General features: G+C 53.7%; 14 protein-coding genes. 10 read left to right on the top strand and 4 right to left on the bottom strand.

Annotated features, from left to right (window positions below; genetic code table 11):
* Positions 1-180 precede the first annotated feature (180 nt).
* The 7 genes from mdtH to ACWWFX_RS15735 all read left to right on the top strand — a co-directional run bounded on the left by mdtH (position 181) and on the right by ACWWFX_RS15735 (position 5,643).
* Positions 181-1,389, top strand: coding sequence for a multidrug efflux MFS transporter MdtH (mdtH, locus tag ACWWFX_RS15705; RefSeq protein WP_473224209.1), 1,209 nt, complete (start codon positions 181-183; stop codon positions 1,387-1,389).
* A gap of 171 nt (positions 1,390-1,560) precedes the next feature.
* On the top strand, positions 1,561-2,121 hold the full coding sequence (locus ACWWFX_RS15710) for a lipoprotein (RefSeq protein WP_149464674.1): 561 nt from the start codon (positions 1,561-1,563) through the stop codon (positions 2,119-2,121).
* Positions 2,122-2,268: 147 nt separating this feature from the next.
* Positions 2,269-3,315, top strand: coding sequence for a dihydroorotase (gene pyrC, locus ACWWFX_RS15715; protein WP_473224210.1), 1,047 nt, complete (start codon positions 2,269-2,271; stop codon positions 3,313-3,315).
* Positions 3,316-3,386: 71 nt separating this feature from the next.
* Entirely contained in the window at positions 3,387-3,632 is a 246-nt protein-coding gene (gene dinI, locus ACWWFX_RS15720) for a DNA damage-inducible protein I (RefSeq protein WP_276220226.1), read from the top strand.
* A 273-nt stretch (positions 3,633-3,905) separates the two neighbouring features.
* A complete protein-coding gene (gene bssS, locus ACWWFX_RS15725; protein WP_015964888.1) occupies positions 3,906-4,160 on the top strand; it encodes a biofilm formation regulator BssS in 255 nt (84 codons plus the stop codon).
* A 146-nt stretch (positions 4,161-4,306) separates the two neighbouring features.
* On the top strand, positions 4,307-5,425 hold the full coding sequence (gene solA, locus ACWWFX_RS15730; protein WP_473224211.1) for an N-methyl-L-tryptophan oxidase: 1,119 nt from the start codon (positions 4,307-4,309) through the stop codon (positions 5,423-5,425).
* Positions 5,426-5,529: 104 nt separating this feature from the next.
* On the top strand, positions 5,530-5,643 hold the full coding sequence (locus ACWWFX_RS15735; RefSeq protein ID WP_015964890.1) for a DUF2770 family protein: 114 nt from the start codon (positions 5,530-5,532) through the stop codon (positions 5,641-5,643).
* Here the strand turns inward: ACWWFX_RS15735 and trhO are convergent, their stop codons facing one another.
* Positions 5,644-6,693 (bottom strand): oxygen-dependent tRNA uridine(34) hydroxylase TrhO, encoded by a 1,050-nt coding sequence (trhO, locus tag ACWWFX_RS15740; RefSeq protein WP_276220228.1) that lies wholly within the window; start codon positions 6,691-6,693, stop codon positions 5,644-5,646.
* 221 nt (positions 6,694-6,914) lie between these two features.
* Here trhO and ACWWFX_RS15745 point away from each other — a divergent pair, with 221 nt between their 5' ends.
* The 3 genes from ACWWFX_RS15745 to ACWWFX_RS15755 all read left to right on the top strand — a co-directional run bounded on the left by ACWWFX_RS15745 (position 6,915) and on the right by ACWWFX_RS15755 (position 9,674).
* Positions 6,915-7,835 (top strand): Kdo(2)-lipid IV(A) acyltransferase, encoded by a 921-nt coding sequence (locus tag ACWWFX_RS15745; RefSeq protein WP_276220229.1) that lies wholly within the window; start codon positions 6,915-6,917, stop codon positions 7,833-7,835.
* A 116-nt stretch (positions 7,836-7,951) separates the two neighbouring features.
* Positions 7,952-9,178, top strand: coding sequence for a multidrug efflux MFS transporter MdtG (gene mdtG / locus ACWWFX_RS15750; protein WP_276220230.1), 1,227 nt, complete (start codon positions 7,952-7,954; stop codon positions 9,176-9,178).
* A gap of 121 nt (positions 9,179-9,299) precedes the next feature.
* Positions 9,300-9,674 (top strand): MysB family protein, encoded by a 375-nt coding sequence (locus ACWWFX_RS15755; protein ID WP_015964894.1) that lies wholly within the window; start codon positions 9,300-9,302, stop codon positions 9,672-9,674.
* Here ACWWFX_RS15755 and ACWWFX_RS15760 read toward each other — a convergent pair whose 3' ends face one another.
* The 3 genes from ACWWFX_RS15760 to mdoG all read right to left on the bottom strand — a co-directional run bounded on the left by ACWWFX_RS15760 (position 9,675) and on the right by mdoG (position 14,042).
* A complete protein-coding gene (locus tag ACWWFX_RS15760; RefSeq protein ID WP_015964895.1) occupies positions 9,675-9,902 on the bottom strand; it encodes a YceK/YidQ family lipoprotein in 228 nt (75 codons plus the stop codon).
* Positions 9,903-9,967: 65 nt separating this feature from the next.
* Positions 9,968-12,496 (bottom strand): glucans biosynthesis glucosyltransferase MdoH, encoded by a 2,529-nt coding sequence (mdoH, locus tag ACWWFX_RS15765; protein WP_473224212.1) that lies wholly within the window; start codon positions 12,494-12,496, stop codon positions 9,968-9,970.
* The gene (mdoG, locus tag ACWWFX_RS15770) at positions 12,489-14,042 is read right to left on the bottom strand and encodes a glucans biosynthesis protein MdoG (RefSeq protein ID WP_276220233.1); all 1,554 of its coding nucleotides are present in this window, start codon (positions 14,040-14,042) and stop codon (positions 12,489-12,491) included. Before mdoG ends, mdoH begins: the two co-directional genes overlap by 8 nt.
* Positions 14,043-14,223: the final 181 nt, after the last annotated feature.

Here is a 14,223-nt window from a genome sequence, read left to right on the forward strand (position 1 = left end):
CACAGGGGGTCTGTGAAAACAGCAACATACCTTTTTTCATACCCCGATCGCGATTTCGATAAACAAGCTCAATCAAAGCAGCATTTTGATAAAAAAATATTGTCGCTGGCAATATGGGAAAAGGTGAAGCGACCCGGCAGAATGGAGATGTTCATCTCTTTTTATTCCCCTGGAGGGGAAATGTCCCGCGTATCGCAGGCAAGGAGCCTGGGTAAATATTTCCTCTTAGTCGATAACATGCTGGTTGTGCTGGGCTTTTTTGTCGTCTTTCCGCTGATCTCAATCCGTTTTGTTGATCAGATGGGCTGGGCGGCATTAATGGTCGGGATTGCGCTCGGTCTGCGCCAGTTAATTCAACAAGGTCTGGGTATTTTTGGCGGCGCGATTGCGGACCGCTTCGGCGCCAAACCGATGATTGTGACCGGCATGCTGATGCGCGCGGGCGGTTTTGCCATTATGGCCGTCGCGCACGAGCCGTGGGTGCTGTGGCTCTCTTGTTTGCTTTCCGGGCTTGGCGGCACGCTATTCGATCCGCCGCGTTCCGCCCTGGTGGTGAAGCTGGTGCGTCCGGCGCATCGTGGCCGTTTTTTCTCGATATTGATGATGCAGGACAGTGCTGGCGCGGTCATCGGCGCGTTAATGGGCAGTTGGCTGCTGCAATATGACTTCCGTCTGGTGTGTAGCGCGGGCGCGGTGCTGTTCATTCTGTGCGCTATCTTCAACGCCTGTTACCTCCCGGCATGGAAACTTTCTACCGTGAGAACGCCAGTTCGCGAAGGGCTTGCGCAGGTGTTGCGTGATAAACGTTTTGTCACCTATGTATTAACCCTCACCGGTTACTACATGCTGGCGGTACAGGTGATGCTGATGCTGCCAATCATGGTGAACGATATCGCAGGATCGCCTTCTGCCGTGAAATGGATGTACGCCATCGAAGCGGCGCTGTCGCTGACGCTGCTCTACCCTATCGCACGATGGAGCGAAAAACGTTTTCGCCTTGAGCAGCGTCTGATGGCGGGCCTGCTGATCATGACGGTTTCCATGTTTCCGATTGGTCTGGCAACCTCGCTACAGCAGTTGTTCACGTTAATTTGTACGTTCTACATCGGTTCGATTATTGCGGAACCGGCACGTGAAACGCTGAGCGCACATCTGGCCAATGCCCGCGCGCGCGGCAGCTACATGGGCTTCAGCCGTCTGGGGCTTGCCTTTGGCGGCGCACTCGGCTACACCGGTGGCGGCTGGCTGTTCGATAGCGGGAAAGCGCTAAACCAGCCGGAACTGCCGTGGGCGATGCTGGGGCTTATCGGCATCATCACGTTTGTTGCCTTATGGTGGCAGTTCAGCCCTAAACGCGCCGCCTCCGGTATGCTTGAACCCCGCCTTTAGCCCTTTTATTCCGCGCAATTGATGGCCTGCAATTCACGCAGGCCATCAGTAGAATCTCATCCTAAGAAAGAAGAGATGGCACTTTCAGTATTTTCCGCTGTCATAATCACGACTGAAAGCGCAAGCTGCCTGTGGACAGGATTACAGCACAGCATCATATTGAGGAACTTCATGAAGAAATTTTTTGTCATTGCCGCACTGATCGTTGGCGGCCTGGTGGCGGGTTGTAATCAACTGACGCAATACACAGTGAGTGAACAGGAAATTAATCAGGCGCTGCAAAAGCACAATAATTTCTCGAAAGATATTGGCCTGCCCGGCGTGGCCGACGCGCACATCGTGCTGAATAATCTCACCAGCGCCATTGGCCGTGAAGAGCCGAATAAAGTCACCCTCACCGGTGACGCTAAACTGGATTTAAACTCGCTGTTTGGCAGCCAGAAAGCGACCATTGACCTGAAACTGAAGGCGTTACCAGTCTTCAATAAAGAGAAAGGTGCGATTTTCCTGCAGGAGATGGAAGTGGTCGATGCCAAAGTGACCCCGGAGAAAATGCAATCGGTGGTGCAAACTTTAGTGCCTTATCTGAACCAGTCACTGCGCAATTACTTTAATCAGCAACCGGCTTACGTGCTGAAAGAAGATGCCAGCAAAGGCGAAGCACTGGCTAAAAAATATGCGAAAGGCATTGAGGTAAAACCAGGACAAATTATCATCCCGTTTACGGATTAACATCGTAAAAAAGACGCCCGGCGGATATTTTCGTCGGGCGTCTTTTTTTTACAGAAAGGAGTGCAAAGGAAAACGTTTACGTTTATCCTTAGTGCCCGGCAAAAAACAGCCCTAATGACTGATTTCCCACCAGGCCGGAGCACACCCATGACCGCATTACCGCAAGTTCTGAAAATTCGCCGCCCAGACGACTGGCATATCCATCTGCGTGATGGCGAGATGCTGAAAACCGTCGTGCCTTATACCAGCGAGCTCTATGGTCGTGCGATCATCATGCCAAATTTGGTGCCGCCTATCACCACCGTGGAAGCGGCCATCAGCTACCGCCAGCGCATTCTGGATGCCGTTCCGGCAGGCCACGATTTTACCCCGCTGATGACCTGTTACCTCACCGACTCCCTCGATCCGAATGAAGTGGAACGCGGTTTTCAGGAAGGCGTATTTACAGCAGCTAAGCTGTATCCGGCAAACGCGACAACCAACTCCAGCCACGGCGTCACCAGTATCGATGCGATTATGCCGGTGCTGGAGCGGATGGAAAAACTCGGAATGCCACTGCTGGTTCACGGTGAAGTCACTCACGCCGACATCGATATTTTTGACCGCGAAGCACGCTTTATCGAGACGGTTATGGAGCCACTGCGCCAGCGTCTGCCGGGGCTGAAAGTCGTGTTTGAACACATCACCACCAAAGATGCGGCAGATTATGTACGTGAGGGCAATGAACTGCTGGCTGCGACAATCACCCCGCAGCATCTGATGTTCAACCGCAACCACATGCTGGTTGGCGGCGTGCGCCCACATCTTTACTGCCTGCCGATCCTCAAACGTAATATCCACCAGCAGGCGCTACGCGAACTGGTCGCCAGCGGCTTCGAGCGCGCATTCCTCGGGACTGACTCCGCGCCGCATGCACGTCATCGCAAAGAAGCCAGCTGCGGCTGTGCAGGCTGCTTTAATGCGCCCACCGCGCTCGGTAGCTATGCCACCGTCTTTGAAGAGATGAATGCGCTACAGCACTTCGAAGCCTTCACCTCGCTGAACGGCCCACGTTTCTATGGCCTGCCGGTGAATGAGTCTACCGTTGAGCTGGTACGTGAAGAGAGCCAGGTGGTTGAGAGTATTGCCCTTTCTGACGATGCCCTGATCCCCTTCCTCGCCGGTGAAACCGTACGCTGGACGGTAAAAAAATAAATCGCACGCTCCCTGTTGTAAGTTTTTTGCTTTAACTGTATAAATATACAGTACACATACAGGGGGCAACCATGCGCATTGAAGTGACTATTGCTAAAACCACAACCCTCCCCGCTGGCGCGCTTGACGCACTGGCGGGTGAACTCTCCCGACGAATTAACAATCAGTTTCCGGATAGCGGCGGCACCGTTTCGGTACGCTACGCATCGGCAAATAACCTTTCGGTTATCGGTGGCATTAAAGAAGACAAAGACCGGATCAGCGAAATTCTCCAGGAGACCTGGGAAAGCGCGGATGACTGGTTCATAACCGACTAATTTGCTCCCCATTGTGTTCTTTGCCGGGTCGCCCCGGCTTTTTTATTTCTCGCCGCCCCGCTTCTTTTTGGCCTTATTCTTATTCCATTAATAAAATCTCAGCCACAATGGTGATTTATTGCGCAACAAAACGCGTACTTTAGGAATTTGTGTTGCATTTTATTTAAAATCTCGAATATTAAGTAAGTTGTTGGTATACTGAAAAAGCTTCGAAAAAAACCTGCATTGAACCTCGAGAGTTGTTGCCTTTTAACAAAGATATAAGGGGTTATGATGGAAAAGAATAATGAAGTCATCCAGACCCATCCCCTCGTTGGATGGGACATCAGCACCGTTGATAGCTACGATGCGCTGATGCTGCGCCTGCACTACCAAGACCCCAATGAATCGAGCAAGAAAGAAGCTGAAATAGGTCAAACGCTTTGGTTAACAACCGATGTCGCTCGTCAATTTATTTCTATATTAGAGGCGGGCATCGCCAAAATTGAATCCGGCGATTACCAGGCGAATGAGTATCGCAGGCATTAGTGCTGATACGAATAATTATCAAACAGGCACCTTCGGGTGCCTTCTTTATTTTCAGGCTTGTATCAGGCTGGCTTGTTAATTACCCTGCTATACACATCATCCTGCATGCTGATGCGGCTTATCAAAAAACAATTCCAGGAAGCGCTATGCAATATGACTTAATCATTGTCGGCAGTGGCTCCGTCGGGGCGGCTGCCGGATACTACGCCCGTAAAGCGGGACTGAATGTCCTGATGACCGATGCCCACATGCCGCCTCATACCGAAGGCAGCCACCACGGCGACACGCGTCTGATTCGCCACGCGTATGGTGAAGGCGAAAAATATGTTCCTCTAGTGCTGCGCGCGCAGCAGCTGTGGGACGCGCTGGCCGCCACCAGCGGTGAAGACCTGTTCGAACGTAGCGGCGTGGTGAATTTTGGCCCGGCAGATTCAACCTTTCTTGCCACCGTGGCGGAGAGTGCGGAAAAATTTGGCCTTGATGTAGAACGACTGGATGCCGCAGGCGTAATGGCCCGCTGGCCTGAAATTCAGGTGCCCGAAGACTATCAGGCCATCTTTGAGCCCGCGTCTGGCGTGCTGAAAAGCGAGCTGGCGGTAAAAACATTGATCGCGCTGGCAAAGGAAGCGGGTTGCGCGCAGCTCTTCAATTGCCCTGTCACCGCAATTGAACATCACGCTAACGGAGTCGCGATAGAAACGTCAGAAGGCCGCTTTGAAGGGAAGAAACTGTTGCTCAGCGCCGGTACCTGGGTTAAGCAGCTCTACCCACAATTGCCAATACAACCGGTTAGGAAAGTGTTTGCCTGGTTCCAGGCCGATGGGCGCTACAGCCGCAAAAATAACTTCCCGGCGTTTACGGGGGAGTTGCCGAATGGCGATCAGTTCTACGGTTTCCCGGCGGTTGAGAATGAACTTAAAATCGGCAAGCATAATGGCGGCCAGCTAATCAATACGCCACAAGGGCGCAAACCGTTCGGTACCGTCGCCACCGATGGCTCTGAGGCTTTCAGCTTCCTGCGTAATATTCTGCCCGGTATTGGCGGCTGTTTGCACGGTGCCGCCTGCACCTACGACAACACCGCGGATGAAGATTTCATTATCGATACGCTACCCGGTCAGCCAAATACTTTACTGATTGGCGGGTTGAGTGGTCATGGGTTCAAGTTCGCGACCGTGCTGGGTGAAATCGCCACGCGATTCGCGCAGTCACAGCCAGAAACCTTTAACCTGGCGCCCTTCTCGCTTTCCCGTTTTGACGATTAATTAGTGCGGTTTGCCTGATGGCGCTGCGCTTATCAGGCCTACACTCGAAAGCACCTGACAAAAACGCAGGCACATACGATGATGTGCCTTTAAAGAGAATAATGATGCAGCGTCTATATCACTATCTGGTCAACAATCTGCGCGAGCACTTTATGATTTACGTCGCGCTCTGTCTGCTGCTGGCCCTGATCGATCTTATCTGGATTTTTTTCGCCTGATCACTGAGGGTCAGGAATACCCAGTTTAGTATTCAGCCGACCACGCGATTTATTGAAAATCTTGTTGCCATTTTCACGTCCGGCGCGGCGTTTACGCTGTTCCTCTTCCGGCAGTTTGTGCTCTTCCTGGCAGGCTTCGCTACAGCAGCCGTCATATTTCTCTGCGCAGGCCGGGCACTGAATGAAGAGCAGATGGCAGCCGTCGTTCAGGCAATTGGTGTGACTGTCACAGGCCGTCCCGCACTGGTGGCAGTGGGCAATCACCTCGTCAGAAATACGCTCTCCCATCCGCTCGTCAAACACAAAGTTCTTGCCGATAAAGCGCACCGGTAACCCCTGCTCACGCGCGCGGCGGGCATATTCAATAATGCCGCCCTCAATGTGCCACACCTGCTTAAACCCGTTATGTTTCATCCAGGCGCTGGCTTTTTCGCAGCGAATTCCCCCGGTGCAGTACATCACAATCTTCTTGTCTTTATGTTCCTGCATCATCTCGACGGCTTTCGGTAGCTGATCGCGGAACGTATCTGCCGGGATCTCCATGGCGCGTTCGAAATGGCCGACTTCATACTCATAGTGGTTGCGCATATCGATGAACACCGCATCCGGGTCATCCAGCATCGCGTTCACTTCCGCCGCTTTTAAATAAGCGCCGACATCGTTCGCATCAAACGAGGGATCGTCAATGCCGTCCGCCACAATGCGGTCGCGCACTTTCATGCGTAGCACCCAGAATGATTTGCCGTCGTCATCCAGCGCGATGTTAAAGCGCAGCCCGTCCAGCGCAGGGTCAAAACGGTACAACAACTCGCGCAGCGCTTCGACATTGCTTGCGGGAACGCTAATCTGCGCGTTGATCCCTTCATGGGCCAGATAGATGCGACCAAACACTTTCAGTTCGGAAAGTGCGAGGTAAAGGGCATCACGGGTCGCTTTCGGGTTAACGATGGTGAAATACTTATAGAATGAGATTGTCGTACGCGGCTCGGTTTCAGCGAGCATCTGCGCCTTCAGGGTCTCATTCGATATGCGGTTATGTAACACTGGCATGGTGCTCTAATCCTGCAAAAGGGAATGAAATATATAGATCGGGCGGATGATATAGCAATCATCGACAATTTACATCCACACATTTTGCGCTACATTTGTCTCTCTATAAAAACATCGACTGAAACATTTGCTCGAATTATCGACACTCGTACCCTCGTCAGTTTGGCTGGCGGGAAAATAATGCGACAATAGCGGGAGTGGCTCGATAAAACAGGAAAGACATGACCCAGTTACCCAAATTTACCGCGGCGTTGCTGCATCCACGTTACTGGCTAACCTGGCTGGGAATTGGCCTGCTGTGGCTTATCGTACAGTTGCCCTACCCGATCATTTATCGTCTCGGCAATGCCATTGGCCGCGTGGCGCTGCGTTTTATGAAACGCCGCTCAAAAATCGCTTATCGCAATCTCGAATTATGCTTCCCGCAAATGAGTGAAGCCGAACGTCATCAACATGTGGTGAAGAATTTCGAATCGGTCGGTATGGGCCTGATGGAAACCGGGATGGCGTGGTTCTGGCCCGATCGCCGTATCGATCGCTGGACGGATGCCAGCGGTCTGGAGCATATCTCCGCCATGCAGGAACAGAAACGCGGTATTTTGCTGATCGGTATTCACTTTCTGACGCTCGAAATGGGTGCGCGAATGTTCGGTTTCTTCAACCCAGGCATTGGCGTCTATCGCCCGAACGACAACCCGGTTATCGATTTACTGCAAACCTGGGGGCGGATGCGTTCCAATAAATCGATGATCGACCGGAAAGATTTGAAAGGCATGATCCGCGCGCTGAAAAACGGCGAAATCGTTTGGTATGCGCCTGACCACGACTACGGCCCGCGCGCCAGCGTATTTGCGCCGTTGTTTGCCGTCGAGCAAGCCGCCACGACGTCAGGCACCTGGATGCTGGCACGCATGTCGAAGGCCAGTATTGTGCCATTTGTGCCGCGCCGCAAACCTGACGGCAAAGGCTACGAGTTGATTATCCTTGAGCCGGAACTCTCCCCGCCGCTGGATGACGCAGAAACCACGGCCGCGTGGATGAACAAGATTGTCGAGAAGTGCATCATGATGGCCCCGGAGCAGTATATGTGGCTACACCGTCGCTTCAAGACGCGCCCGAAAGGGATGCCTTCCCGCTACTGAACGTTAGCGCAGCCTTCACGGCTGCGCTGATGCCTGGCATTGCAGTAACAATCACACGAGCGCATAATTAGCAGGCTTATTGAATTATCTGTTCCCCTGCTCACTTTTGGAATTTTATGCCTGCTTCTGATGTTGATGCTCCCATAAACTGGAAACGTAATCTTACCATCGCCTGGCTTGGCTGCTTCCTGACCGGCGCGGCATTCAGCCTGGTGATGCCTTTTCTTCCTCTCTACGTCGAGCAACTTGGCGTGACCGGCCACAGCGAACTTAATCTGTGGTCAGGGATTGTCTTCAGTATTACGTTCCTGTTTTCCGCCATTGCTTCGCCATTCTGGGGCGGTCTGGCCGATCGAAAAGGCCGAAAAATCATGCTACTGCGCTCGGCGCTGGGAATGGCTATCGTCATGCTGCTGATGGGTCTGGCACAGAATATCTGGCAATTTTTAGTGCTGCGCGCGCTGCTTGGCGTGCTGGGCGGTTTTGTGCCCAATGCCAATGCGCTGATTGCCACTCAGGTACCACGAAATAAAAGCGGCTGGGCGTTGGGGACACTTTCAACGGGTGGCGTCAGCGGCGCGCTCCTCGGGCCGCTGGCAGGCGGTTTGCTGGCCGATAGCTACGGTTTACGACCCGTCTTTTTCATTACTGCCACAGTGCTGTTCCTGTGCTTTGTATTGACCTTGCTGCTGATTCGCGAACAGTTCACCCCGGTCAATAAAAAAGAGATGCTTCACGCCCGCGAGGTAATCAGCTCGCTGAAGAACCCCAAACTGGTGCTCAGCCTGTTTGTCACCACCCTGATTATCCAGGTCGCCACCGGCTCTATTGCGCCGATTCTGACGCTTTACGTGCGCGATCTCGCCGGCAACGTCAGCAACATTGCGTTTATCAGCGGGATGATTGCCTCCGTACCCGGCGTCGCCGCGCTGCTGAGCGCGCCAAGGCTGGGGAAACTGGGCGACAGAATTGGTCCGGAAAAAATTCTTATCACCGCGCTGGTTCTCTCCGTGCTGCTGCTGATCCCCATGTCGTTTGTACAAAATCCGTTGCAGCTTGGCATCCTGCGTTTTCTGCTTGGCGCCGCCGATGGCGCTTTACTGCCCGCAGTGCAAACGCTGCTGGTGTATAACGCCAGCAACCAGATTGCCGGGCGGGTGTTCAGCTATAACCAGTCGTTTCGCGATATTGGTAACGTGACCGGGCCGTTGATTGGCTCGGCGGTGTCGGCGACCTACGGTTTTCGCGCGGTGTTCTGCATTACCGCCGCGGTGGTGTTGTGCAATGCGATTTATACCGGCTTTAGCCTGCGTCGTCGCGCCCCGGCTAAGACAGTCGGGTGATTTTCAGCCATTTTTTCTTGCCCGTTCCAATCTTAAGCTATTCTTTCCCTGAATATACCCGGAATGTTGCCCGTCTGAACGGGCAACACCCGAGACCACGTCAAATCGCAGGGAGAATAAGATGACTATGTATGCCACGCTTGAAGAAGCTATTGACGCGGCGCGAGAAGAGTTCCTCGCCGATAACCCCTCCGTTGAAGAGAGCGATGCGGATGTTCAGCAGTTGAATATCCAGAAGTACGTTTTGCAGGATGGCGATATCATGTGGCAGGCAGAATTCTTTGCCGACGACAGCGAAGAAGGCGAGTGCCTGCCGGTCCTGAGTGGGGAAGCGGCCCAGAGCGTCTTTGACGGCGATTATGACGAAATTGAGTTACGCCAGGAGTGGCTGGAAGAGAATACGCTGCATGAATGGGATGAAGGCGAATTTCAGCTTGAACCCTCGCTGGATACCGAGGAGGGCCAGGCTGCCGCAGATGAGTGGGATGAGCGCTGATTATTCGTAAGGGCCGTGGCTGGCGTCGATAGGCAACAGGAGCGTATCGAAGATCAGCGAAAATGGCAGGTCAATTATCGTCAGCCAACGCCACGCGGAGTCACGCAGGTCCCACTGCACGCCGGGATAGTATTGGTTTCCGTGCCCCTGGCCCGGAATGGTGCGACTGATAACGCTGCCGCATCCGCTCAATAACAGCGTCATCGCGATGACCAGTACGAATTTCATGCAATACCTCAACGTCAGACAAAAAAATACCGGCTTTAACGCCGGTATTTTCTTATTTTTACGGCTTATTTTGCTTTCATCGCCAGCGGGTTAATCGCCAGTTTCGAATACTCATCCACCCAGGATGTGTATTTCTCAGGCGCAGCCCATACGCGATAGTGCATACGCGCCATGGTCACCGGGTCACTCAGCAGCACTAAACGACGGTCGCGGTTAAGTTTGTCCGGCGTTTCGTTCAGCGCCTGCTCAACGTGGCGGTCGCGCGCAATCTCCAGCACATGGCTGGCACGGTGACGTGCGGTTGCCATGGCTGTCGCCAGCGCGTTATATGACGGGTTAAACACCGCGTGCATAAAGCCATCTTCCAGCGTGCGATTGCGGTTCAGTTGCAGGTAGGCATCCGTATCCGCCAGCACTTTCGGCGTGTTGTACTCTTCCGGGATCAGGAACAATTTCCAGCGCTTGGTGCGCAAACCCATCGTTGAACGGCTCGAAATAACCGAGACGAACGGCGAAAGGATCAGCGAGAAGACAATCGGCGCCAGCCAGAACAGGAAACGCAGATCCAGCCATGCCATACCAACGGCCCACACCAGACCCAGCAACAGCTGAGAGCCGTGACGCATAAACGCTTCGCCCCACGGCGTAGAGTCATCATCACGCTGCGGCGAGTTCCAGACCACTTCCCAGCCAAGGAACGCGCTGACCACGAACACGGTGTGGAACAGCATACGCACCGGTGCCAGCAGCACGGAGAACAGTACTTCCAGCAGCAGAGAAATCGTCACGCGGATAAAGCCGCCGTACTCTTTCGGCCCCTTACACCACACCAGAATAATACTGAGCAGTTTCGGCAGGAACAGCAGCACCATGGTTGAAGCAAACAGCGCAATCGCCAGTTCAGGACGCCACTGCGGCCACACCGGGAACAGCTGGCGGGGTTGCAGGAAGTACTGCGGCTCGGTGAGCGCATGCACCACCTGAAGCGCCGTAGACAACGCCAGGAACAGGAACCACAGCGGCGCAGAAAGGTAAGACATTACGCCAGTCAGGAACACCGCACGGTGAACCGGGTGCATCCCTTTTACCAGGAACAGGCGGAAGTTCATCAGGTTACCCTGACACCAGCGACGGTCACGTTTCAACTCATCGAGCAGGTTTGGCGGCAGTTCTTCATAGGAGCCCGGCAGGTCATAGGCTATCCACACGCCCCACCCTGCACGACGCATCAACGCGGCTTCCACGAAGTCGTGCGACAGAATCGACCCGGCAAAGTTACCGTCGCCCGGCAGCGGTGCTAACGCACAGTGCTCGATAAACGGTTTCACGCGGATAATCGCGTTATGCCCCCAGTAGTGGGATTCACCCAACTGCCAGAAGTGAAGACCGGCGGTAAACAGCGGGCCATAGACGCGTGTGGCGAACTGCTGGCAACGGGCATACAGCGTATCCATACCGGACGCACGCGGCGATGACTGGATGATCCCGGCATTCGGGTTCGCTTCCATCAGGCGCACGAGGTTGGTCAGGCAATCGCCGGACATCACGGAGTCGGCATCCAGCACCACCATGTAGCTGTATTCGCTACCCCAGCGGCGGCAGAAGTCATCGATGTTACCGCTTTTACGCTTCACACGACGACGACGACGACGGTAGAAGATCTGCCCTTCGCCCTGCACTTCGGCAATCAGCTCCATCCACGCTTTCTGCTCAGCAACGCAGATATCCGGGTTGTAGCTGTCGCTCAGAATGTACACATCGAAGTGTTTCTGCTGACCGGTCGCTTTCACCGATTCCCACGTTGCACGCAGGCCCGCGAAGACGCGATCGACGTCCTCGTTACAGATAGGCATGATAAGCGCAGTGCGATGTTCCGGGTTCAGCGCTTCATCACCCACCGTGGACGCGGAAATACTGTATTTATCCCGGCCAATCAGCAGTTGCAGGAAGCCCATCAGCGCGGTCCAGAAACCGGCAGAGACCCAACAGAACAGCACAGCAAACAGCACCAGGATGCCACTTTGCAGCAGATACGGCAGCAGCTGCATAAAGGAGACCCACAGGTCCTGGCCGACCATATCGGCAGGGTTAATAAATGCCCAGCCCTGATACGGCAGAATGGTTTTCATGTACCAGGTCGCCACCACAGTCTGTGCAAGCGTCAGGATTAGCAAAATGTAACGGCGGATAGAACCCGTCGTACGCCATTTTTGCTCGTGCTCCTGCTCTTCTTTCGTCAGACGAGAGACATAGCGCGGGGTAACATCACGACCGCGCAGGCGATCCCAGAAGCGACCAATTGGGTTGGTGCGCCACGGGTCCGGGAACATGGAAGATCGCTTCGCTTTCGGCATTGCCTGAAGCTGGGTGCGGCCTTCGTCATCTTTGATGAGCTGGTCACCGGCCAGAGAGTCTGGCCAGTTTTGCTCAAGACGCGCTTTCACGGATGCGAGCGGGGTATCGTCATCGCGTTCAAACGTTTGATGCTCGGTATCCAGCGCTTCGTGCACGGCACGCAGGCTGGAATCGGGCAGCGCCGATTTTTCAGCCTCCGTGAGCGACAGCGCGTCAATGTACTTCGTTGTCTTATTCATTGGCAGGCAGCTGATAGCTCCAGGTTTCACTCAGCGTTTGGTCAGCGTTGACCAGCGCCGCGCGCATTTCAGTGGTTTTCTTCGGATCTTTCACTTTAACGCGCAACGTCAAGCGCCAGCCTTTAGTGACCGGGTTATAACGTACGCTGTTTTCAACGATTTCACCGTTGTCGCCAATGCTGGCTTGTGAAGTAACAGGCGTATCCTGCGGCAGTTTTTTCATGTCCGCACCGGTGAAATCAACCACAAAGGCCATCGTGCCATCCGGTTGACGAATCAGGTTGGACTGTTTCACATCACCGGTAGAGCGACGCGTCTGCATGACGTACGCGCTATCCGGCGCATGCAGTTTGTCTTCGTCACGGCTGAAGGTGATGCTGTATTTGTAGTTCATCTCTTTACCGGCTTCCGGGAGTTGGTCCGGTGTCCAGTAAGCGACGATGTTATCGTTGGTTTCATCGTTGGTCGGAATTTCAACCAGTTCGACGGTGCCTTTGCCCCAGTCACCTTTCGGCGTGATCCAGGCGCTTGGGCGCAGGTCATAACGATCGTCGAGATCTTCAAAGCGGGAGAACTGACGGCCACGTTGCAGCAGGCCAAAACCCTGCGGATTTTCAGTCGCATAGCTGCTGACGGCCAGATGTTTCGGGTTATTCAGCGGACGCCAGATCCACTCACCGTTGCCCGCGTGAATAGACAGACCGTTGGAGTCATGCAGTTCCGGGCGATAGTTAGTGACCTGCGACGGCTGGTTCGGCCCGAACAGGAACATACTGGTCAGCGGCGCGACACCCAGTTTACCGACTTTGTCACGCAGGTAGATTTTGGTTTGTACATCCACAACCGTGTCGCGACCCGGCATGATGACAAAACGGTAAGCTCCGGTGGCGCGTGGAGAATCCAGCAGTGCGTAGATGGTCAGGCGCTTGTCGGTGGCTTTCGGACGCTCGATCCAGTATTCACGGAAACGCGGGAATTCTTCACCGGACGGTAAAGCGGTGTCGATAGCAAGACCACGTGCGGATAAGCCATACACCTGCCCCTGGCCCAGGACACGGAAATAGCTGGCACCCAGCATGCTGACGATTTCGTCGTTTTTGCCTTTGCTGTTGATAGGATAAAGCACTTTAAAACCGGCGAAGCCAAGGTCTTTTACCGTGTCTTTATCGTGTTGTACATCACCGAAGTTAAAGTAGTCCGGGTTGTATTTAATTTTGCGTACGGACGTAGCGGTAACTTCGTTAATGGTAACCGGCGTGTCGAAGTACATACCCTGGTGGTAGAACTCGAGCTTAAATGGGGTCTTAACGTTGCTCCAGTAGGCCTTATCGTGGTTGAACTGAATCTGTTGGTAGTCCGCGTATTTCATCTCGCGGAATACGGAAGGCAGGTTGCTTTTCGGCGCTTCATAGCTCTTCCCGGCCAGTGATTTCGCCTGCTTTGCAACGTCATCAATGCTAAACGCCCATGCAGATGAAGTACACAGGGACAACATTACGGCAGCGCCAATCCAGCGCATTTTCATCATCTGTGGTTTATTGTTCATATAGCTAAGCACTTCCCCCTTTGTGTGCTTAAATCGATCCGATCCATTTTACTGGAAACTCAAGCAATCCGACAACATAATCCCCATATTGTTCAGCATAGCGGCTCAGGGAATAAGCAACCGTTAACTGCTTTTTGCACTTTGCGTGCTTATCCTGGAGACAGGTACCCGGACTTCGTGT

The organism is Pseudocitrobacter sp. 2023LY-00077 (assembly GCF_055796175.1).

What these genes read in the sequence shown, in the direction of transcription:
- solA (WP_473224211.1), top strand. Translation starts at nt 4,307, where the DNA reads ATGCAATATGACTTAATCATTGTCGGCAGTGGCTCCGTCGGGGCGGCT.
- ACWWFX_RS15735 (WP_015964890.1), top strand. Translation starts at nt 5,530, where the DNA reads ATGCAGCGTCTATATCACTATCTGGTCAACAATCTGCGCGAGCACTTT.
- ACWWFX_RS15710 (WP_149464674.1), top strand. Translation starts at nt 1,561, where the DNA reads ATGAAGAAATTTTTTGTCATTGCCGCACTGATCGTTGGCGGCCTGGTG.
- ACWWFX_RS15755 (WP_015964894.1), top strand. Translation starts at nt 9,300, where the DNA reads ATGACTATGTATGCCACGCTTGAAGAAGCTATTGACGCGGCGCGAGAA.
- mdoG (WP_276220233.1), bottom strand. Translation starts at nt 14,042, where the DNA reads ATGAACAATAAACCACAGATGATGAAAATGCGCTGGATTGGCGCTGCC.
- dinI (WP_276220226.1), top strand. Translation starts at nt 3,387, where the DNA reads ATGCGCATTGAAGTGACTATTGCTAAAACCACAACCCTCCCCGCTGGC.
- mdtG (WP_276220230.1), top strand. Translation starts at nt 7,952, where the DNA reads ATGCCTGCTTCTGATGTTGATGCTCCCATAAACTGGAAACGTAATCTT.
- ACWWFX_RS15745 (WP_276220229.1), top strand. Translation starts at nt 6,915, where the DNA reads ATGACCCAGTTACCCAAATTTACCGCGGCGTTGCTGCATCCACGTTAC.
- ACWWFX_RS15760 (WP_015964895.1), bottom strand. Translation starts at nt 9,902, where the DNA reads ATGAAATTCGTACTGGTCATCGCGATGACGCTGTTATTGAGCGGATGC.
- mdoH (WP_473224212.1), bottom strand. Translation starts at nt 12,496, where the DNA reads ATGAATAAGACAACGAAGTACATTGACGCGCTGTCGCTCACGGAGGCT.
- pyrC (WP_473224210.1), top strand. Translation starts at nt 2,269, where the DNA reads ATGACCGCATTACCGCAAGTTCTGAAAATTCGCCGCCCAGACGACTGG.
- trhO (WP_276220228.1), bottom strand. Translation starts at nt 6,693, where the DNA reads ATGCCAGTGTTACATAACCGCATATCGAATGAGACCCTGAAGGCGCAG.
- bssS (WP_015964888.1), top strand. Translation starts at nt 3,906, where the DNA reads ATGGAAAAGAATAATGAAGTCATCCAGACCCATCCCCTCGTTGGATGG.
- mdtH (WP_473224209.1), top strand. Translation starts at nt 181, where the DNA reads ATGTCCCGCGTATCGCAGGCAAGGAGCCTGGGTAAATATTTCCTCTTA.